This is a genomic window from Streptomyces sp. NPDC091376, from assembly GCF_044757085.1.
In the GTDB taxonomy this organism is placed as follows: domain Bacteria; phylum Actinomycetota; class Actinomycetes; order Streptomycetales; family Streptomycetaceae; genus Streptomyces; species Streptomyces pratisoli.
The window spans coordinates 1-19,887 of record NZ_JBIVUF010000031.1 but is presented as its reverse complement, the minus strand read 5'-3'; the positions used below and the strand labels follow the sequence as shown (position 1 = coordinate 19,887).

The following is a 19,887-nucleotide window of genomic DNA, read 5'->3' as shown; positions in this document are numbered from 1 at the left end:
TAGTCGCGTAGCGTAAACGCAAGCGCTTAACGGAGTTGCACCGCAGGTGGCGCGACGGGGAGTTCGGCGTCATCGGTGCCACACGGGGAGGATGCATTGACCATCGCACCGTTCCACATCCGACGTCACCCCTCGCGCCTGGCGGCTGGCATCGCCGCTGTCACGCTCGGGTCGCTGGCGGTCCTGACCGGTTGCAGCAACAACGATGGCCCCGGCCAAAGCGGTAAGCCGGCGGCCGGTTCCTCGCCGACGAGTTCGTCATCGCCGTCGCCTTCGCCGAGCCAGACCGCCGATCCGGATGCCCAAGCCGTACTGGCTGCCTACAACCACTACTGGGATGCCAAGGCTGCGGCCTATGCCAAGGCTTCAGTGGCCGGCACCGACCTTGAGAAGTACGCGGTGGGTGAAGCCCGTACCGCAACGGAGTATGAGGTCAAGGCGCTGGCGGCGAAAGGTTTCATCACGACAGGTCGCCCCAGCCGCTTGCCCGAAGTCACCAAGGTCGACTTGTCGAGGAAGGTTCCCTCCGCCACGGTGCGGGACTGCGTCGATGTGTCCTCCTGGAAGGTGGTGGACCGCCAGACCGGAAGCCCCGTGCAGCTGCCCAAGGAGCGGCGCACCAAGTACATCAGCGCCGTGACCGCGGAGAAGTGGAACGGGCAGTGGGTGATCCTGCGAGCCAAGCAGGAGGACCAGGGATGCTGAGCCATAAGGCAGTCGCCTTTGCGCTGCCGCTGGTCCTGGCTGTGAGCCCGATGGCTGGGGATCCGGAAGTTGACGTCGGCGGGTGCGACCTCGAGTCCTTCTGCGTCGGCGTCGGTGTCGGCGGCAGCGGCGGTGGCAGTGGCAGTGGCAGTGCAGGCAGCGACGACAAGCCCGCGGCATCACAGGGCGACAAGCCGGTGTGCACCGTGAGGAAGCTGGACCCCCAGCCGCCGGCCGGAGGGGCTCTGTGGGGAAACCAGTCCCCAGGTGGTGACAACGCCGTGTACGAACGTGTCTGCCTGACAGGGCCCGGTGGCACACCCGTGATCACGACGTTCGTCGCTGACGGTGCCGCCGGCGTACCCGCTGTCGACCCGGCTGTGGTCGCACAGCAGGCCGTGGACAAGATGCGGCTGTCGGGCCCTGACATCGCCAGTCCGCGTCCCGCCGGCAAGTACATCGTCGGGGTCCCGGTGTGGATGTGGGTGCAGCAGAGCCCCAGCACGTTCGGGCCCAATACCGCCAGCGCGACGGCCGGCGGGGTCACCGTCACGGCAACGGCCAAGGTGTCCAAGATCGTCTGGAAGATGGGCGACGGCTCAACGGTGACCTGCAACGGCCCCGGTACGCCGTACAAGGCGACCTACGGGAAGCAGGAATCCCCGACCTGCGGCCACACCTACGCGCGCACGTCGGCCTCGCACAGTGGCAACACGTACGCCCTGACCGCGACGTCGACGTGGACGGTGGACTGGCAGGTGACCGGGAGCGGCGAGGCCGGACAGCTGACGGAGATCAGGCAGTCCCAGGAACAAGTGGCGATCGGCGAGCTGCAGGTCGTCGGATAGAGACTCGGGGGAAAAGTTGAGCAAGGCCAAGGAAGCCACGCACACGGATGCCGCGAACGGACTGCCGTCTCAGGGGCGGGGTACGGGCCCGGTGACGCCACCGCGAGTCTCGGCACGCAGGCGTCGCCCGGGGGTAATCGCCCTGTCGCTGGCCCTCATCGCGGCTGGCGGTGCCGGAGTGACAGTTCTCCTTCTTCAGGCAGGCCACCGTACTCAGGTGGTGACCGTCGTCCGCGACGTACAGGTCGGTCAAGTCCTCACCGAGCAGGATCTGGGGAAGGCGTCGGTCGCCCTGGACCCGGCAGTCAAAGCGGTGCGCGCCGACCAACTGGCGACGGTGGTGGGCAAACGAGCGGCGGTCGAGCTCAGGCCCGGCTCGCTTCTGTCCCCGTCGCAGGTGACGAAGGATTCGCTGGTCAGGCCAGGCGAGCAGCTGGTCCCGATCGGGCTCAAGGCCGAGCAGGTCCCGGCGACCGCGTTGGTCCCCGGACAGCGAGTGCGGCTGGTGCGCGTCCCCGCGCAGGGCGAGGAGATCGGCAAGGATCCGGCGACGACGCCGCCGATCGCCGGCCGGGTGGTCAAGGCCTCCAAGGCGGCGCCGGGCACCGGGATCGTGGTCGTGGACGTGGCTACCTCAGCCGACGACGGCCCGACCGTGGCGGCATGGGTGGCCACCGGCACCTTCCGGCTCATCCTCGATGCGCAGGACGGTAGCTGATGGCTGTCATCGCCCTGGCGGGGTGCAGCGGCGCGCCGGGCGTGACCACCACCGCCCTGGCTCTGCTGCTGACGTGGCCGATCGAGCCGGGTAGACGGATGATCCTGGCCGAATGCGACCCGGACGGCGGCGCGGTGTTGCACGGCTTGCTGCAGGGCACCCTCGGTGACCGGTACGGCCTGCGGAACCTATCGGTGGCTGCCCGGAAAGGGGAGTTGAAGGACGCCTTCTGGCGGCAGCTGGTGGATCTCAGCAGCGAGGACGGGAAGCAGGAGGCTCCACGTGACCGGCTCCTGCTGCCTGGGCTTACTGACCCGGCGCAGGCGGCTGGACTCGGTCCGGTGTGGGAGCCGCTGGCCGACATGGTCCTCGGCATCGACGCACTGTCCACGGACGGCCACGATGTCCTGATCGACCTGGGACGCAGTGGTGCGTTCGGGCCGTCGGCGGTTCTCGCGCAGCGTGCAGACGCGCTGATCGTTGTCGTACGCAACACGCTGCGCTGTCTGCAGGCCGCTCAGGCACGCATCGAAGCGCTTGAGGAACGGATCGGCCACATCGGGCTGGTCGTGATCGACGAAGGGCCCTACCCAGCCGGGGAAGTTCAGCGAGTACTGCGTGTGCCGGTGGTGGCGACGCTGCCGTATGCGCCGAAGGAGGCGCGAGTGCTCTCCGACGGTGCCGAGCAGCCCCGGAACTTCGCCAGGTCGGCGTTGATGAAGGCGGCACGCACGGCGAGCACGGTGTTGGTGCAGCGGGCCGTGCTGCGCAAGGCTCGTCTGGCCCCGCGCACGGCTGGTCCCGACGGGGGGCAGGTGGCGTATGCGCGGTAGGCCTCTTCACCCTGACCCGACGGTCCGTCCGCCCGTGAACGGCCGCCCTGTGTACACGGCGCCTTCTCAGGCCACTGTTGCGGAAGGCACGGCAGCGGATCCGCGCATGGTGGGCAAGCCGGTTCCGCACGTCAAGCTCGACTACAAGATCGCCCGCCACGTTGCGACACAAGTATCCAAACAGCGCGAGGAGTTGCTGAAGACCGACCCTTCGCTGGACCGTGCCACTGAAGCGCAGCACTGCCTGCGCTGGATCAACGACGCCGTCGCCCTGTGGTCCCACGCCCAAGCCGTCGAGCGGGGCGTGGAGACCACTGCGCAGGAGGACGACGCGCTGAGGCGCGCGGTCTATGACCTGCTGTACCGGGCAGGCCGGCTCCAGCCCTACCTGGATGACCCGCAAGTTGAGGACATCATCATCCAGGGCCACGACGAGGTGTGGCTGGACTACGGCGACGGACAGCGGCGCCTGGTCGGTCCGGTGGCCGACTCGGAAGAGGAGCTGCTGGAACTGCTGCGCGAGCTGGCGCGGGACTCCGGGCACAGCGAGCGGACGATCTCCACGGCGAACCCGATGCTGGCCCTGGCGTTGAAGGACGGATCTCGGCTCCAGGCCATCACCGCGGTCGGCCCGAAGACGTATGCGGTGATCCGCCGCCACCGGGTCAAGCACGCCGACCTGGACGACATGGTCGCGTTGGGCACGATCGACCCGGTCATCAAGGAGTTCCTGGCGGCCTGTGTGCGTGCCGAGAAGAACGTCATGATCGCCGGGAAGCAGAAGGTCGGCAAGACCAGCCTGATGCGCGCGATGCTCAAAGAGGTGGATCCGGAGACCAGGTTCGCCACGATCCAGACCGAGGACGAGCTCCACGCGGACACCAACGGCTACCACCGCCAGGTCGTCTCCCTCATGGGACGTGAATCCAACGGCGAGAGGGACTCCGCCGGCCGCAGCGCCGGCGAGATCACGCTGCTCGACCTGATTCCCCCCTCGCTTCGGATGTCGCTGGACCGGATCATCGTCGGCGAGGTTCGCGGTCCCGAGATCATCGCCATGATGCAAGCCCTGACCAACGGCGCGGGCGGCACCCTGTGCACCATCCACGCCCGGCGACCCGACATCGTCTTCGACCGGATCGCCGAGCTGTACGCGCTGGCACGGAGCAACCTCTCCGAGCAGCTCGCCTACCGGCAGATCGCCAACGGCCTCGACTTCATCGTCTACGTCTCCATGATCGATGAGACACAGATCGGCGGCCGTCGGCACCGGTTCGTCTCCCACATCACGGAGGTCACCGGCATGGGCGAGTCCGGGCGCCCCGCGTCAAACGAGATCTTCTCCCCCGGCGTCGAGTTCGGCGAGCTGCGAGGCGTGCCACGGATGAACCCGGCGTGCATTGATGACCTGCGGCGCGTCGGGTTCGACGCGGCACAGTTGCAGGATCCGTACGGCGCCTGGCAGGCCCCGTTGCCGCTGAAGGTCGTGGTCCAGTGATGTTGCTGTGGGCGCTGCTGAGCGGCATGGCCGTGATGGCCGGACTGATCGGTGTGGTGGTGGGCATCATCGGCACCGACGCACCGCGCAGGGCGCGGCTGGCGCAGCGGTGGCGAGCGGCGAGGACGGGACCCGTGTCCCAGCACGCCCTGCTGCGTCGCCGGATGCTCACCATTGGGTCGGTGCTGCTGGGCATGGGTGTGTGGCTGTTCTCCGGGAACTTCGTGGCCGGCGTGCTGCTCGGTTCCGCCGTGGTCGGTGTGCCCTGGCTGATTTCCCCGGCTCAGGTGGCACAAGGCCGCATCGGTCAGCTGGAGGGTCTGAGTGAGTGGACTCAGCGGCTCGCCGGTCTGCTCCGGCTCGGAATGGGCCTGGAGCAGGCGATGATCACCAGCCGCAAGGGGGCTCCGGAGGAGCTCACCGAACAGATCGTCAACCTGTCGGAGCGGCTTCGCCTGGGATGGCGCCCTGAGGAGGCCTTGCGTGCCTTCGCCGACGAACTGAACGATGTCACGGCCGACAAGGTGGTCGCCGCGCTCATCCTGTCCGTCAATGACCGTGGTCCGGGTCTGGCCCAGGCCCTGGAGGACCTGGCCGCCACGGTCCGTGAGGAGGTCGGCAAGAAGCGCGGTATCGAAGCCGACCGCGCCAAGCCCCGCACCACGGTGCGGTGGATGACGTTCATCACCGTGGGGATCGTCGTCGCGGGATTCATGGTGCCGTCGTACGCCGCCCCGTACTCGACTCTGCTCGGACAGCTCGTGCTGGCCTTCTTGACAGTCGGGTTCGTCGGGACGCTCGCCCTGATGCGCCAGCTGGGCGACTTCCGCCGCATCCCGCGGTTCCTGGTGCCCGACGCGCGCAGCACCGTCCGACTGCCCGCTGCTGTTGCCAAGCCCTCTGCCCAGCCAGGGCGCGAGCTGGAGGAGGTACACGCGTGAACCTGTTCCCCATGGTGCTCACTGGCGGCACCATCGGTGCCGGAGTTGCTCTCCTGGTCCGCGAACTGCTCCGGCCTCAGCCCGCCTTGGCCGTCGCGCTGGAGCGCACCGCGCCTGGCCGGCTGACCCTGCCCGGGGCTGAACTGGAGCTGAACCGGGACGAGGTGTGGGGCAGGTGGCTGCTGGCCCGTCTCGGGCGCCTGCCGGGCGTGCGTATCCCGACGACGAACCTGGCCCTGCTCGGGCAGGGCCCCGGGCAGTTCATGCTGAAGAAGACCGCGCTCGCCGGCGTTGGCCTGCTGTGTCCGGTGCTGGTGACGATCCCGTGGATCGTCACGGGCGTCTCTGTCCCGTTCTACGTGCCCGCCATCGTCGGACTCGCCATCGCCGGGCTGCTGTTCATCACCCCGGACCTGGCGGTACGCGACCAGGCAAAACGGGCGCGGGAGGAGTTCGCGCACGCGCTGGCCGCCTACCTCGACCTGGTGGCGCTGAAACGAGCTGCGGACGCCGGCCCTGCCGAGGCCCTGGAGAAGGCAGCTGCGGTAGGCCGCGGCTGGCCCTTCCTCTACCTGCAGGGGGCGCTGCGACGCGCACGGCTGGAGAAGATCCCGCCGTGGCAGGCCCTGGAAGAGCTCAAGCACCAGTACGACCTGCCCGTCCTGGACGACGTCGCGGACATCATGCGCGGCTCGGCCACCGACGGCGCCGCCGTCTACAAGGCCCTGCGGGCGCGCACCGCGGCGCTGAACACCGAACTGCTCGCCGTGCAAGCCGCCGAGGCGAACGCTGCCAGCGAAAAGATGACCGCCCCGGGCGCCCTGCTCGCGGTGCTCGTGATGCTCCTGATGGCGTTCCCCGCGGTGATCCGCATGCTCACCGTCTAAGAGTCGATAAGTGGAGAGTGACCCGATGAAGTACACGGCTGCCCGTACCTTCCGTGCTGTGCGTTGGCTGTCCATGAGAGTGGAGGAACGCCTCACGGAGGCGAGCAGGCGCCCGGACCGCGGAGACGTCAGCATCACCACGGTGATCATCTGGGTCGCGGCCGTCACCGGCGCCCTGGTGATCGCCGGAACCATCGCCGCCGTCATCGCCAAGTACAACGGCAGTCTGAACGGCATCTGATGTCCCACCTGGTGCGTCTTCGAACCTGGTGGCAGAGGCGAAGATCAAGTGCGGACCGGGGGGACACCTCGATCCAGATGGCGATCGTCTTCCCGTTCGTTCTGCTCGCCACCCTCGCCGTCGTCCAGGCCTCCATGTGGGTCTACGCGCGGCAGATCGCGCTGACCGCCGCGCGCGAGGGCCTTTCCGCGGCCCGCACGTACCAGGCCGATCCAGGCGATGGCGCGGCCAGGGCGCGTGAGGTGCTGGGGCGAACGGCGGGCGACAGCCTCCAGAGCGCCAGCGTGTCCACGGCCGGCAGCAACGCCGAGCGTGTGCGGATCGAGGTGTCGGGAACGGCGCTGTCGATGATCCCGGGCGTTTCCGGTCTTCGGATCACGCAGTCGGCCTCGGGCGCCGTGGAGCGCTTCACTGTCCCGGGAGAGTAGATCGTGCTGAGAAGGATGCGGCGTTGTGCCGGCGGGGACGAGGGCAGTGCTGCGATCGAGGCTGCCATCATCATCCCGTCGCTGATCATGTTCGTGTGTCTGGCGATCGCCGGCGGCCGGCTGGTCATGTCGGGATCGAAGATCGACGCCGCGGCTGAGGACGCAGCCCGGGAGGCGTCCATCCATCGCACCGCCGCCTCGGCGTCGGATGCGGCCTACGCAGCTGCCTCCGAATCGCTGCAGGACCAGGGCATCAGGTGCGCTTCCAGCACGGTGAACGTGAACGCGAGCGGGCTGAACGTGCCCGTCGGGCAGGTGGCGACCGTGACCGTGAGCGTGCACTGCACCGTGAACCTGTCGGATCTCCTCCTTCCTGGTGTCCCGGGCGCCCGCACGCTGGAATCAACCGCGACGTCGGTCGTGGACCAGTACCGGCAGCGGGAGGACTGATGTGCTCTCACCAGCTGCTCCGTGGCCGGGGCGGCGTCAATGACCGTGGCGGAGTGACGGTGTTCGTCGCCGTGTGCGTCGTCGCGCTGATCGGCATCATTGGCCTGGCCGTCGACGGCGGCGGGAAGCTGCGCGCCGTCGAGCGTGCCGACTTCATCGCGACCGAGGCCGCCAGGGCGGGCGGGCAGGCCATCGACCCGGCCCAGGCCATCTCCGGTGAGGCCATCACTGTCGACCCGCAAGCCGCCCAGGCGGCGGCCCAGGGCTACCTGCGCTCCGCCGGCGTCGCGGGCACGGTCGCGGTGTCCGGTGACAGCAAGACGCTCACGGTCACCACAACCGGCTCCTACGCCACCAAGTTCCTGTCCGTGGCCGGCATCGGATCCCTGTCGGTGTCGGGCCATGGCAAGGCAACTCTCCTCCACGGTGTCACTGCTCCCGAAGGACCCTGATGCGCACCAGCAACCATCCCGCCGCCACGGCCGGCCGCACCGTGATGAAGGTGCTCAAGGCCCTCGTCAGCCTGCTCGCCCTGGTCGCCGCGGTCGCCGGGCTGCCCTTGCTGCTGGCCTGGGCCACCCCTGTCGTCTGGGAGACCAGCCGCGACGACCTCATGCATCTGCTGGACCGGCAGGACACCGGTGCGGCGTTCCTGGCGCTGCTCATCGTCGTGGGCTGGGCCGGCTGGGCCCAGTTCGCGTTCTGTGCCGTACGTGAGCTGATCGCGCAGTTGCGTGGCCGGACCTGGCATGCCCCGCGAGGCATGGGAGCCTCGCAGCGCGCCGCAGCTCTACTTGTCGGCAGCATCCTGGTGCTGCTACCCACGAACTCAGCCCTTGCCTCTGACGCCCAGGCCGCCCCGGCCACCACGGCGGTCCACGCCCCCGGGCAGGCTCAGGCCGCTCTACCCGAGGCCGCGGCTCCGTCGGCGAGCACAGCAGCCCCGACGTACACGGTGCGCGAGGTACGGCCCGCGGAGAGCCTGTGGGGCATCGCCGAGCGGGAGCTGGGTGACGGCGAGCGGTGGCGGGAGATCGCTGCCCTGAACGAGGGCCGGACCATGGCCGACGGCCAGGTCTTCAAGGCCAGCACCTTCCTGCAGCCCTGGTGGCAGTTGACGATGCCCGATGCCCTGGATGCAGCGGACGGTGTGCGTGCGCAGGGTGACCGTGCTGCGGCTGCCCACGAGGGCAACGAGCACGTCATCACGGTCGACTCGGGCGACTATCTGTCGAAGATCGCGGAGGAGGAGCTCGGCGACGGCACCGCGTGGCCGGCGTTGTTCGAGGCCAGCCGGGGCACGGCGCAGCCGAATGGCCTGCCCGCGATCTCCGACCCAGATGTGATCTACCCGGGCCAGCAGGTCACAGTGCCCGGCGCCGAACCCGAACGGGACGACCGACAGGAGGCCACTCCCCCAGCGGCGCAGACGCCCGACAGTGAGCAGAAGCCGGGCGATGCCACGGCTGATGGGCAGGAACCCGCCCCGAGCCGGACCACATCGCCCGCAGCAGAGTCGGCTCCCAGTACACCGGCCAGTCGACCCGCTCAGCAGCACGGAAAGGAGCAGGCTTCCCCTTCCGCAACGGCCCCGGCGGTCCCCGGGCCCAGCGCCAGCGAATCCCCCTCTGCCGCCTCCCCGTCAGCGTCGGCCGAGTCCTCCGGCTCCGCCGCCCCTGCGGCGTCCGAGACGCCGCCGGCATCTGCGGCCAGCAGCTCGACGAACCTGCGCACCGTCCTCGGTGCCGGTGCGTTGCTGGCTGCTGCCGTCACTGGTGCTCTCGCCCTGCGCAGGACGCTCCAGCGCCGCCGCCGCATGCCCGGCGAGAAGATCGCCATCGCGTCGGAGACGTCCATGGCAGAGGCCCAGTTGGCGGCTGCCGCCGAGCCAGGCGGCGCTGTCCGCTTGGACAGGGCCCTTCGGACACTCGCCCACCACGTGGCGCAGGAGGAGGACGCCGACGTGCTCCTGCCGTTGCTGCGGGCGGCCCGGATCGGGGCCCGCTCGGTGGAGGTGCTGCCCGAGGACCTCGCCCAGGAGCCGCATGCACCCTTCGCCTCCGGGCAGGGCGGATGGTGGATCCTGCCCACCGATGCCGACCTCCTGGACCAGGAGAGGGCCAGCGAGGTGCCGGCCCCGTATCCGGGGCTGGTCACGGTCGGCAGCACCGAGGCGGGTGACCTTCTGCTGCTCAACCTCGCGCAACTCCCCTCCCTGCTCCTGGACGGCAACCCGGTCCACATCACCGAGGTCTGCACCTCGCTCGCGCTGGAACTCGGCATGAGCCCATGGGCAAGTGAAGTCGAGGTCGTCACCGTGGGATTCGGCGAGGACCTCCCCCAACTGCTGCCCACCGCGCGGATCGCCCACATGCGCCAAGCCGCGCACGCACTGCGTGATCTGAGCGAACGGCTGCTGGAAGCCCACCAAATGCCCGAGACCAGCCATCAGCCCTACCTGCTGCTGTGCGCATCCTCACTGGACGCCGACACGGCCTGGGAGTTCGCCGACGTCATCGACAAGGCCACCACGGTCCCCGTCACCCTGATCGCCCCAGCCACCGCAGCGGCCGCGCACTTTCCCGAGGCGGAGATCCTCAACGCCTCACTCAGCGAGCCGCAGCACCTCGACTACGTCGGCGCCGACATCACGGTGCAGCGCCTGGAGCACGCCGCCTACCTGCAGATCACCACAGCGCTGAAGGTGTCCGGACAGCCACCCCACCCCGCAGAGGGACCGTGGCAGGACGTCCCGGAAGAGCCCGACAGCATGCAACAGCCCCAACCGACCACGCCGCAGGAGTCCCTCGCGATCGTCACCGAGACCACGGGTCCCTCGCCGTCGGCGGCAGCTGACGATGGCGGCGAGATCTTCCCAGCCCTCCTCGCCGCCACCACCGACCCATCCGGACTGCGTCTCCTGTCCGCCGCCGAGCCGTCGCCTCGAGCCGAGGAACAGCACGGCCCGGTTAGCGAACCGACAACGCCGCCGGCAACACAGGCTGACGAGCACCAGGGTGCCGTCGAGAAAACCGCCGTGCCGGAATCGGAGGACTGCGAGGCTCACGACCTGAACGCACCAGAGATCCGGGTCCTGGGCCCGGTCGACGTGACCGGCGTGGCAAACACCGGTCACGGCCCGCGGATGGCACAGCTCGCCGCCCTGCTGTTCTTCCGGCCCGGACGCAACGCGGACGTGCTGTGCTCCGACATGGACCCCGTCAGCCCCTGGTCGTCGAGCACCCTCAACGCCCGGATGCAGGGCCTGCGCCGCTCCCTGATGAACGACCCCGCCGGCAACCCCTACGTGCCTCGCCGCAGCTCCGGCGACGACCCCTACCGCCTCTCCCTGGGCGTGCGCTGCGACTGGACCCGCTTCCTCCAACTCGTCGAACGGGCCCTCCCGCTGGGACCTGCCGGCCTGACCGACCTGGAACGGGCGCTCACCCTGGTACGCGGCCGCCCCTTCGGAGGCAAGCCCCTGCCCTGGGCCGAGCCCTACCAGCAGGAAATGGTCACGCGCATCATCGACGTAGCCCACACCATCGCTACCTACCGAACCCCTGCCGGCCCGCACAACGACCTCAGCGCAGCCCGCAAGGCCATCGCGACCGGTCTCGATGTCGACGACACGGCGGAGCTGTTGTACCGGGACTGGCTCCGGATCGAGCACGCGGCCGGGAACCGGCAAGGGCTGCACACCGCCATCACCCGCGTGCAACAGGTCAACCGGGCACTGGACTGCTCACTGGAGATGGAGACCGAACAGCTCATCAACGAACTACTCAACGATTCAAGTACCACGGTGCGCAAGGCCCTCTAACCCGAGGGGCTTAACGCGGTTCAGTTGCTGGCTCTTTGATGGCTGCCTCATTGCAGACGGGAGGCCTCAACCGCGCTCCCTCAGCAGGTCCCCTACAGCGTACGCATGGTTGGGGCGGCAAGCATCTGATCAGCGTTGCCAAGGTTGCCATTTTTCTGCCTACCCGTGGGCGACTGGCCCCTGACCAGCAGGGTGCCGCGAAGCGGGCGGCCCGCGAGGGCCAGGGCCCACTGCTTCTGCACGGCAGCCGACAGCCATTCCGGCAAGTTCCTGCCGTGCGCGCTGAGGTGCTGCTGCCGCTCCCGGGCCGAAGCACGAGCCGGTCGTTCAGGAAGGCCGCTGCGATCAAGCGTGACATGCACGTCTCCAACAACAGGGGGAGGGAGGGCCCCGCCCATCCGCCACGGGGGAAGCAGACGAGCGGGGCCGGTCTTGGGGTGTCGGCCGCGAGCGTGGTGTCAGGGTGTGGCGGGGAGGTCCCAGCTGGGTCCGTCGGTGTCTGCGTAGAAGACGGTCTGCCTGGCCGGTGTGACGGTCAGGAGGAAGGTGTCCCGCTCGGGCTCGTCTCCGAAGATCTTCGCCAGGTCCTCGATCGTGTCCCACAGCCTCCGGGGGCCGATCTGCCGCACCGTGCCCGAGGTATGGGCGATGGCGGTGGAGCCGTCCGGAGTCCAGAGTCCGACGGCGTCGACATCTCCTTGATCGTTACGCCATGTGCAGGAGGTGTAGCCGGGCAGCGCCAGAGAGGCGGGGAACTTGAGCCGCCCCAGCAGGTCCGCCGGCGGGACGCTGCTGTCGGTGGGGCTCTGCTCGAGCGCGGCGTCGAACCGCGGCGCCATGCCGTCCGTGCGCCGGGTCATGAAGTGCGCTGGCGTGGCCAGGAAGCGGCCGGTGGCATGGCCAGGGCTGGTCACGGTGAGGCGGACGACGCCATAGCCGAGCGGGGGGACGAGGACGGCGCCGGGGGTCGTCTGTTGTAGGAGGGGCTTCGGGATGGCGTGGAGCCCGACAGTGGAAATGACCCGGTCGTACGGGCCGCGGTCGGGATAGCCCTCGGCGCCGTCGCGGACCGCCACTGTCGGGTTGGCGCCCGCCAACAGCAGGCGTCCAGTCGCGGCGTCGACGAGTCCCGGGTCGATGTCGATGCTGGTCACGTTGGCATCGCCGAGCCGATGGCAGAGCAGCGCGGCGTTGTATCCGGTGCCGGTCCCCAGCTCGAGGACGCGGTGCCCTTCGGCCGCGTCCAGTGCCTTGAGCATGGCCAGCATGATCGACGGTTGGCTGGACGAGCTGTTCGGAACACCGTGCTCGTCGAGCTGCGTGGTCAGGGCCGCGTCACTGTAGACCGTCTCCAGGTATCCCGGAGTTCCCCAGCTCAGCGGCTGCCAGGCTCCAGTGGTGTCCTGCTGGTAGAAGCGGGGCACGAACAGGTGGCGGGGGACCGAGGTGAACGCGTCTGCCCACTCGCTGGGCCGCCCCGCGACGAGGTCGGCGGCCATTCGCTGGCGCGCGGCCGCGCAGGCGCCGTTGTCGGGCTGGGTCATGCGGTGGCTCCCATCAGGTACTCGGCGTGCGCGGCGGCGATCGGCAGGCCCGTGCGATTCTCGACCCATCCCCAGGTGCCGGCGGGGTTGTTCTCGAAGAACACCCACTGGCCTTCCGGGGTCACGGCGAAGTCGAAGGCCCCGAACGCGATGCCGTAGTAGGCGAGGAACCGGCGTACCGCGGTCGCGATCGTGTCGGGGACGTCCACAGTGTCGTACTCGATGTGGTCGTAGTCGGTGCGCCAGTCGGTGCCGGCGGCCTCGCTGGTGGTGGTCAGCTTGCCGCCGAAGACCTGCCCGCCGACGGCGATCAGCCGGACCTCGTACGCCTTGGGGATGTCCTCTTGGAAGTAGTGGGCGGTGGTGCGGATGCTGTCGTCGAAGTCGGCCGGGTCGACTCGGTGGGTGGCCACCATCAGGCGGCGCTCCCCGCCGACGTCGAGGCGGCCGCCAAGGATGGGCTTGCAGATCAGCGGGCCGTCCACGTCCTTGGCGAAGGCCCGCGCCGCGTCCGGGCTGTTGGTGATGATGCTGCGCGGCACCGTCATTCCGCAGCGGGTCGCGACGACGAGCTGCTGCGGCTTATGGGCGGCGACGCGGTCGGCGTGCGGGTTGTTCAGCCACGGCACGCCCGGGAGGGCGGCGAGCAGGTTGAGGATCGCGGCGTCGGCCTGGTTCTGTGCCCAGGTGGCGTAGGGCTCGGGGACGGTGTCGGCAATGAGGGGACGTGCGGGCCGCCTCCAGTAGACGGCCCGCACCTCCTTGAGCCGCGCCGTCCGGCGCCCGTCGTCGATGATCCCTTCCCAGCTCGGTTCCTGCGGCATGTGCGTGCCGGTCAGCGTGAGCTGCTGCGGGAACTGTGCGACGTCGAACCGCATGACGGGCACGTCGCGCTGGTTGAGCTGGTCGACGACCATGTCGGCCGCCGCGTCCAGCTGCTCAGCGACGACGAGCACAGGGCGGGCGGCGGTGCTCATGACGCCGACGCGTAGTACGGGTCGGAGACATCGTCGCCCTGGCCGTCCAGGTTGGTGTCGGTGGTGGAGGCGGCCTGCGGCATGGTGTGCCAGGGCTTGCCGTCGGCAGCCACGTTCATCTGGCGCTCCTCGTCCCAGCGGAGGCCGTCGATCGAGGTCGTGGCCAGGCAGGGCGGGGCCGCGGCGCGCACGGCGAACGGGATGGCTACTGCTGTGGTCATGCTGATTCTCCTGTTCAGAAGGGTTGATGTGCTCTTGCTGACCTGCCCGGTGGCCTGGGCCCCGATGGCAACCGGGCCACCGGACAGGGGTCTATGTGGCGGTCATGGCCGATCCGTCGGCGGTTTCGTGCCGGAGGTCTTCCTTCGCCATGACGACCAGGTCCGGCAGGGACACCGCGGTCACGCCGTCGAGGCTGTGCACGGTGAAGTTGGCGAGCGTCCACCGAATCTGCGGATCGGCGACATGCACGCGGACCAGGTCGTACGGATGACCGCCTGGGGCTGGCAGGGGCACGAGCGTGACGGGGGCATGGAGGATCCCGGCCACGCCCCACAGCGCGCTGCGCTCGACGAGCGCGGCCGCATGGTGCCGCCGTAGGTGCGGACAGTGCTCGATCGCCTCGAGCGCGCAGCTCGGGTGCACCGGCGGGGCGGCCGTCGTCTCCCCTTCGCCGACGGGCGTAGCCGCCCCCCAGCAGGTGAAGCGGCCGCCCATCGGTAGGTGTTGCTTCCTGGCCGCGCACCTGGCAGAGGCCAAAGCGCAGCGCTCGCTTCTGGCGCAGGCTGTTCATCCGGGCGGAGTCCGGCCGGGCGCGGCCCGGGGCGAGACCGGTCCGCACCCGCAGTGCTTGGTGCGGGCGGTCGATCAGCGGTTCCTCGTCCGCGTAGCCGATGCCCTCCCTGCCGCGCCCGATGTGGCGGACGATGGTCGGGACCGGAACGGACTCTGCGGTCCAGGCGGTGACGTAGGGCACGCGCCGGCCGTTCCAGTAGGACTGCTGCGTCATGATGCTCGGCCTCCGCCCACAGTCGGATCGGGCGACTTCACGCACCTGCGCTCGACCAACCGCTCCAGCAGTTCACTCGCGATCCAGCCCATTCGCCGCAGGTGGCCGACGGCGTTCCAGTGACCGCCGGGCAGTTCCTCGACGCGCAGTACGCGGGCCCGCTCGATGAGCCGTGCAGCCGCCTCGTCTCGCTGCTCTGCTTCGTTGGCGACCGCGATGTTCACCAGGCGCATCAGGTGCCCGCGAAGCCGCTCGGCGAGGTCATCGACGTCCGCCTCGGCGGGCACGACGTCATCCAGGGCGTCGGCGACGTCGTCGAGGAGCGCCTCGCCGTCGAACGCCTGCCAGCCGCGAAGGCACGCGATGACGTGTGCCAGGCCTTCCGCGTCCAGCGGCGGTGTCCATGCCCCTGCGGGCGCGGCGGCGATCACCGCAGCTCCCCCGTGACCGCGAGGGTGCACCACGTCGTGGCGCCGGCATCGCGGATCCCCCAGTTGCCACCGTGGGCTCTTGCAAGGCACTGGACGAGGAACAGGCCGCGGCCCATCTCGGCGTCATCGTCAACGGCGCGGGGTTCAGGGACGCCTGCCATCTCGTCGTGGACACAGATGTGCAGGTAGCCGTCTCGGACGGTCATCGTGAAGGTGACCTGTGTGCCGCCACTGTGCACGATGGCGTTTGTGACCAGTTCAGAGACGACGAGGATCGCATCGTCCACCAGCCCGTCCAGGAAATAGGACCGCAAGCGCGCGGCAGTCAGACGACGTGCCATCTGCACTCGGCGAGCGTCGCGTTCGCAGACCGTCTGCCGGTTACTGCCGGCTGAAATCTCGAAGCTGACGCTCATCAGGTCGCGGTCCTGGTGCCGGCGCACGGGTGCGGTGAGGGTGCCTCTCGGTACCGAAACGTCCATGTAAAAGTCACCTCTGCTCCCAGGGCCGAGATCATTCGTTCTTCTCGTAAGAGGTAATCGCCATGTCACTGTCTGCGGGTACCGTTGATGACAGATGCGACCGTGAACACCGTGAACGCCATGGAAGCTGTCGGGAGTTGAGGACGTGGCCACGAGAAATCGCACACCCAACCCAGCACTGGACAGGCTGCTTGAGCAGGCGCGATGGACGCGCACCCAACTGGCGCAGCAGGTGAACCGGCTCGGCCCACAGACCGGATTAGCACTGACGTACGACCGCACCGCCGTCGCGCACTGGATTGCCGGCACACCGCCGAAGCCCGAGGTCAGGCCCTTGATCCTTGAGGCGCTGTCCGCGCGGCTGGGGCGGCCGGTTACTCACGAGGAAGCGGGACTTGAGCCCGGCCCGTCCGCCGATGGATCCGTTCCGGTCGACACTGTGGAGGAATTGATCGACCTAGGAAGGGCGGATATGGACCCATCACGGCGGGGTGTCCTGGCCGCGACTTTGTTCTCGGCAGCGCTCTCGGTGCCTGCATTCCAGCAGTACGCGCGGGCCGCTGACGACTCGGTTTCCCCGGGCAAGGCCACCACTCGGATCGGCGCCTCCCAAGTGGCCTCAGTCCGTTCCATGACCGAGCGGATCGCGGACATCCTCGACGAGTTCGGCGCAGGTCACGCCCGGCCGATGGCCGCAGCTTTCCTCGTGAACACCGTTGGCCCGTGGCTCAGGGCGCAGGCCTCCGAGCCGGTGAAATTGGCCATGCTCGCCGCAGCGTCGGATCTCACGTACCTGACGGGCTGGATGGCCATGTACGAGAAGGCCCACGGCCTCGGACAGACGTACTACACCAAGGCTCTCAAGCTCGCCGACGAGGCGAACGACCACGTCACCTACTGCCGCACCCTGCGCGGCATGTCGCTTCAGGCGTCAAACCTTGGACATGGGCGCATGGCACTTGAGTTTGCGGACTCCGCAGCCGAAGCAGCGCCGTCGGCCGGCCCCCGCCTCGTAGCGTTCCTGCGCGGGCAGCAGGCTCACGCGGCCTCGATGGTCGGCGACCGGCATCAAGCGCACACGCGACTCCGCGAGGCCGAGCGTGCCCTGGCCAAGGCCGACAACCGGCGCGACGCCATTGGCGGGTACGACCAGACCGCCTACCTCTTCCACGTCTCCCACGTGCTGATGGAGGAGGGAGACCTGCCGGGCAGCATCAAGGCCATGCAGCACTCCATCCGGGTACAGCCCGCTAAGGAACGGCAAGGACGTGTCCACGCGTACGCGGTTCTCGCCCAGCGGCAACTGCGGCACGGCCACCTGGACGCATCGTGCGACTCCTGGGGCAGATTCCTCGACGAATACGAACACGTGTCGTCGGTTCGCGGCGACGACCACTTCGCGACAATGCGGAAGGACCTTGTCCCGTACGCCAAGTCGCGGTCGGTAAAGGACCTGGTCGGGCGAGTACGCGAAGTTGCCGCCGCCAAGGCTTGAACTTAAAGGAGGCCTCCGGTGCATCGCTCGGAGGTCAACCGGGCGTTGGACTGCTCACGGGGGATGGAGACCGAGCAGTTCATCAGCGAACTACTCAACAGCTCCGGGACCACTGTGCGCAGGGCCCTCTAGCCCACGGGGCGTCGATACAGCAAGGAGCCGACAGTGAGTGAACCCGATGGACGGCAACCCCGCGTCATCGACCTCGGCCGGCGGCCGAGGGTGGCTGCACACGATCAGGCCCAGAAGGCGTCGGTGACGGTGATCTGAGGGTCGGCGTGGCGGCGGATGAAGGTGAAGATGAGCCATCCGCGACCGCCGGCGAGGTCGGCGATGTGCGGACCGCCTGGGCTGGTGGAGGCAAGCGGGCGCACGGTGATCCAGTGCGGCAGACCGGCATCTGTGTCAATGCCGCGGTAGTAGGGGTCCACAGAGGTGACCGGTTCCGCGCGGGCGGCCAGGATGAACTGCTTGCCGTCGGCGGGCATGCTCTCGAACTCATGACGTGCCTCGGCGGTCCAGTCCATCTGCCAGGGCGGCCCCGGGAGATCGTCCGTCACTGGCCGGGCTCCACGGCGGCCGCCTTGCTACGCAGTCGGCTGTACTCCGCCAAGAGCCTGGTGGAGTCGTCGGAGTCTTCGGACTTTGCGGCGCGGGCTTGGAGGTCGTGCAGGTGTGCTTCCAGGCTTGGGTCGCGGGCGATGGCGTACTGGGTCCACCACAGGTGCATGAACGCAGGTACCGGGGTGAGGTTGAAGGCCTCCCCGATCGCGCGGCGCCAGTGCGTCTCGAAGTCGGGCAGTAGGTGCGGGGCGTGTTCCTGGATGGCCAGGCGCAGAGCCTGGGGGGTGCGTTCGGGCATCGGCGGCACCCGACGTGGGTTCTCGCCGCCGGGTCCGTCGAAGTAGACGGGCTGCGCAGTCATGGCGAAATAGGTTCCTGTGTCTTAGGGTCAGGTCAACCTGTCACCCAAACCTGCAGCAGACCCTTCCTATAGCGGGCCCTTACGGCTTCGGGCTTCACACCCAGCACAGGAGCTCCAGCCATAGGGTTCCGGTGAACGGTACGCAGCGCCATCACCAACAGCGCCACGGTTCTCAGCGGACGAGATGGGACAGGTCGATGTCGATGCCGAAAGGGACCGCGGTCTTGATGCGCTCGCGGTGAATACCGGTGGCGACGTAGGCGCGGGTGGTGCTGTCCAGCTCGTACGTGTGGATGACGGGGAGGCCGCTTTCCTCCTCGATACGCCAGTAATGCGCGATACCCGCCTGCGCGTACTTGAACGGCTTCAGCGACCGGTCCCTGTCGGCGGACTCCTCCGAAACGACTTCGATGGCGAGAGCGACCTGGTCGGGAAGGTAGCGCGTACGGTCCGGGTCGTATGGAACCGTGACAGCAACGACGTCAGGCTCCGGTCGGTTCTTCTCGTTCAGCTTGACCGTCATTTCCCGGTCGATCACGAACCCCACGGGAGCCTGATTGTCGAGGGCGGTCGTCAGCCGAGTGACGACGCGAGCATGCCAGGAACGCTGCGGGGACATCATGAAGATCAGCGCTCCATCGATCAGCTCGGTGTGCCGGGGAAGGTTGGGTGCGTTGTCCAGGTCATCGGCCTCCCACCCACTCGGCCGGGGCGGCAGCATCCAGGGCGGGAGCGCGTCCCATGCGGTCGTCATCGTGTCCTCCTTCGGGCGCCCCGGCCAGCCTATCCGTCAGCACCAGGTGGCGGCGGTGACGGCCGTGAGCAAGAGCGGCGAAGGCACGGTGGCAGCCCCGCGTACGTACCTCAAGCTGAGGAAGACCGCGGTTCCGGCGACGGACCGGCAACGCCCCCAGCGGCGGTAGAGGCGACCGCTGACGAGCGCGAAGGTGCCGTCGACGAAGGCACCGCGCCGGAAGCGGAGGAGCACGAGGCTCACGACCTGCACGCGCCTGAGGTCCGGGTGCTCGGGCCGGTCGAGGTGACCGGCGTGGAGAACACCGGTCACGGGCCGCGGATGCAGCTCGCCGCGCTGCTGTTCTTCCGGCCCGGACGGAACGCGGACATGCTGTGCTCCGACATGGATCCCGTCAGCCCCTGGTCCTCGAGTACCCTCAACGCCCGGCGCCAAGGCCTGCGCCGCTCCCTGAAGAACGATCCCGCCGGCAATCCCTACGTAGCCCGCCGCAGCTCCGGCGACGACCCCTACCGCCTCTCCCTGGGCGTGCGCTGCGACTGGACCCGCTTCCTCCAGCTCGTCGAACGCGCTCTCCCGCTGGGACCTGTCGGCCTGACCGACCTGGAACGGGCGCTCACCCTGGTACGCGGCCGCCCCTTCGGAAGCAGGCCCCTGCCCTGGGCCGAGCCCTACCAGCAGGAAATGGTCACGCGCATCATCGACGTAGCCCACACCATCGCCACCTACCGAACCCCCGCCGGCCCGCACCACGACCTCAGCGCAGCCCGCAGAGCCGTCGCGACCGGTCTCGATGTCGACGACACTGAGCATTTTCAGCGGTGAGTCTCCGGGGTGAGGAGGGCTTTGGCGATTGACGTGAGGCGGTTGGGACTGATCCGTGCCTTCCGGAGGATTC

General features: G+C 68.8%; 24 protein-coding genes. 14 read left to right on the top strand and 10 right to left on the bottom strand.

Annotation, left to right across the window (positions count from 1 at the left end):
- The first annotated feature begins 96 nt into the window (after positions 1-96).
- The 12 genes from ACIQMR_RS36115 to ACIQMR_RS36060 all read left to right on the top strand — a co-directional run bounded on the left by ACIQMR_RS36115 (position 97) and on the right by ACIQMR_RS36060 (position 11,372).
- Positions 97-705, top strand: coding sequence for a hypothetical protein (locus tag ACIQMR_RS36115; RefSeq protein WP_401396796.1), 609 nt, complete (start codon positions 97-99; stop codon positions 703-705).
- Positions 699-1,553, top strand: coding sequence for an ATP/GTP-binding protein (locus tag ACIQMR_RS36110; RefSeq protein ID WP_401396793.1), 855 nt, complete (start codon positions 699-701; stop codon positions 1,551-1,553). The genes ACIQMR_RS36115 and ACIQMR_RS36110 overlap by 7 nt, the downstream gene beginning before the upstream one ends.
- 217 nt (positions 1,554-1,770) lie before the next feature.
- Positions 1,771-2,271 carry an SAF domain-containing protein gene (locus ACIQMR_RS36105; protein ID WP_401396791.1) on the top strand — a complete coding sequence of 167 codons (501 nt, stop codon included), beginning with the start codon at positions 1,771-1,773 and terminating at the stop codon, positions 2,269-2,271.
- Complete coding sequence (locus ACIQMR_RS36100) at positions 2,271-3,104, top strand: MinD/ParA family protein (protein WP_401396788.1); 834 nt, start codon at positions 2,271-2,273, stop codon at positions 3,102-3,104. The genes ACIQMR_RS36105 and ACIQMR_RS36100 overlap by 1 nt, the downstream gene beginning before the upstream one ends.
- Before the next feature lie 106 nt (positions 3,105-3,210).
- Entirely contained in the window at positions 3,211-4,602 is a 1,392-nt protein-coding gene (locus ACIQMR_RS36095) for a CpaF family protein (protein ID WP_401396785.1), read from the top strand.
- Complete coding sequence (locus tag ACIQMR_RS36090; protein WP_401396782.1) at positions 4,599-5,543, top strand: type II secretion system F family protein; 945 nt, start codon at positions 4,599-4,601, stop codon at positions 5,541-5,543. Before ACIQMR_RS36095 ends, ACIQMR_RS36090 begins: the two co-directional genes overlap by 4 nt.
- Complete coding sequence (locus ACIQMR_RS36085) at positions 5,540-6,430, top strand: type II secretion system F family protein (RefSeq protein ID WP_401396779.1); 891 nt, start codon at positions 5,540-5,542, stop codon at positions 6,428-6,430. Before ACIQMR_RS36090 ends, ACIQMR_RS36085 begins: the two co-directional genes overlap by 4 nt.
- A gap of 25 nt (positions 6,431-6,455) precedes the next feature.
- Positions 6,456-6,671, top strand: coding sequence for a hypothetical protein (locus ACIQMR_RS36080; protein ID WP_401396776.1), 216 nt, complete (start codon positions 6,456-6,458; stop codon positions 6,669-6,671).
- A complete protein-coding gene (locus ACIQMR_RS36075; RefSeq protein ID WP_401396773.1) occupies positions 6,671-7,099 on the top strand; it encodes a TadE family protein in 429 nt (142 codons plus the stop codon). Before ACIQMR_RS36080 ends, ACIQMR_RS36075 begins: the two co-directional genes overlap by 1 nt.
- Positions 7,100-7,114: 15 nt before the next feature.
- Positions 7,115-7,549 (top strand): TadE/TadG family type IV pilus assembly protein, encoded by a 435-nt coding sequence (locus ACIQMR_RS36070; protein ID WP_401396770.1) that lies wholly within the window; start codon positions 7,115-7,117, stop codon positions 7,547-7,549.
- Positions 7,549-8,001 (top strand): pilus assembly protein TadG-related protein, encoded by a 453-nt coding sequence (locus ACIQMR_RS36065; protein ID WP_401396767.1) that lies wholly within the window; start codon positions 7,549-7,551, stop codon positions 7,999-8,001. Before ACIQMR_RS36070 ends, ACIQMR_RS36065 begins: the two co-directional genes overlap by 1 nt.
- A complete protein-coding gene (locus ACIQMR_RS36060) occupies positions 8,001-11,372 on the top strand; it encodes a hypothetical protein (protein ID WP_401396764.1) in 3,372 nt (1,123 codons plus the stop codon). The genes ACIQMR_RS36065 and ACIQMR_RS36060 overlap by 1 nt, the downstream gene beginning before the upstream one ends.
- A gap of 458 nt (positions 11,373-11,830) precedes the next feature.
- Here ACIQMR_RS36060 and ACIQMR_RS36055 read toward each other — a convergent pair whose 3' ends face one another.
- From ACIQMR_RS36055 to ACIQMR_RS36030, 6 genes are all read right to left on the bottom strand, one after another.
- Positions 11,831-12,916 carry a methyltransferase domain-containing protein gene (locus ACIQMR_RS36055; protein WP_401396761.1) on the bottom strand — a complete coding sequence of 362 codons (1,086 nt, stop codon included), beginning with the start codon at positions 12,914-12,916 and terminating at the stop codon, positions 11,831-11,833.
- A complete protein-coding gene (gene tgmB / locus ACIQMR_RS36050; RefSeq protein ID WP_401396758.1) occupies positions 12,913-13,893 on the bottom strand; it encodes an ATP-grasp ribosomal peptide maturase in 981 nt (326 codons plus the stop codon). The genes ACIQMR_RS36055 and tgmB overlap by 4 nt, the downstream gene beginning before the upstream one ends.
- Positions 13,890-14,114, bottom strand: coding sequence for a hypothetical protein (locus ACIQMR_RS36045; RefSeq protein WP_401396756.1), 225 nt, complete (start codon positions 14,112-14,114; stop codon positions 13,890-13,892). The genes tgmB and ACIQMR_RS36045 overlap by 4 nt, the downstream gene beginning before the upstream one ends.
- 91 nt (positions 14,115-14,205) lie before the next feature.
- A complete protein-coding gene (locus ACIQMR_RS36040) occupies positions 14,206-14,610 on the bottom strand; it encodes a hypothetical protein (RefSeq protein ID WP_401396753.1) in 405 nt (134 codons plus the stop codon).
- 288 nt (positions 14,611-14,898) lie between these two features.
- Entirely contained in the window at positions 14,899-15,333 is a 435-nt protein-coding gene (locus ACIQMR_RS36035) for a DUF6415 family natural product biosynthesis protein (protein WP_401396750.1), read from the bottom strand.
- Entirely contained in the window at positions 15,330-15,815 is a 486-nt protein-coding gene (locus tag ACIQMR_RS36030) for an ATP-binding protein (RefSeq protein WP_401396747.1), read from the bottom strand. Before ACIQMR_RS36030 ends, ACIQMR_RS36035 begins: the two co-directional genes overlap by 4 nt.
- 145 nt (positions 15,816-15,960) lie before the next feature.
- Here ACIQMR_RS36030 and ACIQMR_RS36025 point away from each other — a divergent pair, with 145 nt between their 5' ends.
- Positions 15,961-17,310: a hypothetical protein gene (locus ACIQMR_RS36025; RefSeq protein WP_401396744.1), complete on the top strand. Its 1,350-nt coding sequence runs from the start codon at positions 15,961-15,963 to the stop codon at positions 17,308-17,310.
- A gap of 236 nt (positions 17,311-17,546) precedes the next feature.
- On the opposite strand, the gene ACIQMR_RS36020 is transcribed toward ACIQMR_RS36025, so the two are convergent.
- The 4 genes from ACIQMR_RS36020 to ACIQMR_RS36005 all read right to left on the bottom strand — a co-directional run bounded on the left by ACIQMR_RS36020 (position 17,547) and on the right by ACIQMR_RS36005 (position 19,301).
- A complete protein-coding gene (locus ACIQMR_RS36020) occupies positions 17,547-17,870 on the bottom strand; it encodes a hypothetical protein (RefSeq protein WP_401396741.1) in 324 nt (107 codons plus the stop codon).
- Positions 17,867-18,235 (bottom strand): DUF6247 family protein, encoded by a 369-nt coding sequence (locus ACIQMR_RS36015; RefSeq protein WP_401396738.1) that lies wholly within the window; start codon positions 18,233-18,235, stop codon positions 17,867-17,869. Before ACIQMR_RS36015 ends, ACIQMR_RS36020 begins: the two co-directional genes overlap by 4 nt.
- A gap of 172 nt (positions 18,236-18,407) precedes the next feature.
- Positions 18,408-18,989 carry a Uma2 family endonuclease gene (locus ACIQMR_RS36010; RefSeq protein WP_401396735.1) on the bottom strand — a complete coding sequence of 194 codons (582 nt, stop codon included), beginning with the start codon at positions 18,987-18,989 and terminating at the stop codon, positions 18,408-18,410.
- A 36-nt stretch (positions 18,990-19,025) separates the two neighbouring features.
- On the bottom strand, positions 19,026-19,301 hold the full coding sequence (locus tag ACIQMR_RS36005) for a hypothetical protein (protein WP_401396732.1): 276 nt from the start codon (positions 19,299-19,301) through the stop codon (positions 19,026-19,028).
- Between ACIQMR_RS36005 and ACIQMR_RS36000 the strand changes: the two genes are divergently transcribed.
- On the top strand, positions 19,284-19,814 hold the full coding sequence (locus ACIQMR_RS36000) for a bacterial transcriptional activator domain-containing protein (protein ID WP_401396729.1): 531 nt from the start codon (positions 19,284-19,286) through the stop codon (positions 19,812-19,814). The two genes, ACIQMR_RS36005 and ACIQMR_RS36000, sit on opposite strands and share 18 nt — an antisense overlap.
- Positions 19,815-19,887: the final 73 nt, after the last annotated feature.

What these genes read in the sequence shown, in the direction of transcription:
- ACIQMR_RS36070 (WP_401396770.1), top strand. Translation starts at nt 7,115, where the DNA reads ATGCGGCGTTGTGCCGGCGGGGACGAGGGCAGTGCTGCGATCGAGGCT.
- ACIQMR_RS36065 (WP_401396767.1), top strand. Translation starts at nt 7,549, where the DNA reads ATGTGCTCTCACCAGCTGCTCCGTGGCCGGGGCGGCGTCAATGACCGT.
- ACIQMR_RS36055 (WP_401396761.1), bottom strand. Translation starts at nt 12,916, where the DNA reads ATGACCCAGCCCGACAACGGCGCCTGCGCGGCCGCGCGCCAGCGAATG.
- ACIQMR_RS36080 (WP_401396776.1), top strand. Translation starts at nt 6,456, where the DNA reads ATGAAGTACACGGCTGCCCGTACCTTCCGTGCTGTGCGTTGGCTGTCC.
- ACIQMR_RS36110 (WP_401396793.1), top strand. Translation starts at nt 699, where the DNA reads ATGCTGAGCCATAAGGCAGTCGCCTTTGCGCTGCCGCTGGTCCTGGCT.
- tgmB (WP_401396758.1), bottom strand. Translation starts at nt 13,893, where the DNA reads ATGAGCACCGCCGCCCGCCCTGTGCTCGTCGTCGCTGAGCAGCTGGAC.
- ACIQMR_RS36075 (WP_401396773.1), top strand. Translation starts at nt 6,671, where the DNA reads ATGTCCCACCTGGTGCGTCTTCGAACCTGGTGGCAGAGGCGAAGATCA.
- ACIQMR_RS36095 (WP_401396785.1), top strand. Translation starts at nt 3,211, where the DNA reads ATGGTGGGCAAGCCGGTTCCGCACGTCAAGCTCGACTACAAGATCGCC.
- ACIQMR_RS36030 (WP_401396747.1), bottom strand. Translation starts at nt 15,815, where the DNA reads ATGGACGTTTCGGTACCGAGAGGCACCCTCACCGCACCCGTGCGCCGG.
- ACIQMR_RS36010 (WP_401396735.1), bottom strand. Translation starts at nt 18,989, where the DNA reads ATGACGACCGCATGGGACGCGCTCCCGCCCTGGATGCTGCCGCCCCGG.
- ACIQMR_RS36045 (WP_401396756.1), bottom strand. Translation starts at nt 14,114, where the DNA reads ATGACCACAGCAGTAGCCATCCCGTTCGCCGTGCGCGCCGCGGCCCCG.
- ACIQMR_RS36100 (WP_401396788.1), top strand. Translation starts at nt 2,271, where the DNA reads ATGGCTGTCATCGCCCTGGCGGGGTGCAGCGGCGCGCCGGGCGTGACC.
- ACIQMR_RS36015 (WP_401396738.1), bottom strand. Translation starts at nt 18,235, where the DNA reads ATGACTGCGCAGCCCGTCTACTTCGACGGACCCGGCGGCGAGAACCCA.
- ACIQMR_RS36040 (WP_401396753.1), bottom strand. Translation starts at nt 14,610, where the DNA reads ATGGGCGGCCGCTTCACCTGCTGGGGGGCGGCTACGCCCGTCGGCGAA.
- ACIQMR_RS36060 (WP_401396764.1), top strand. Translation starts at nt 8,001, where the DNA reads ATGCGCACCAGCAACCATCCCGCCGCCACGGCCGGCCGCACCGTGATG.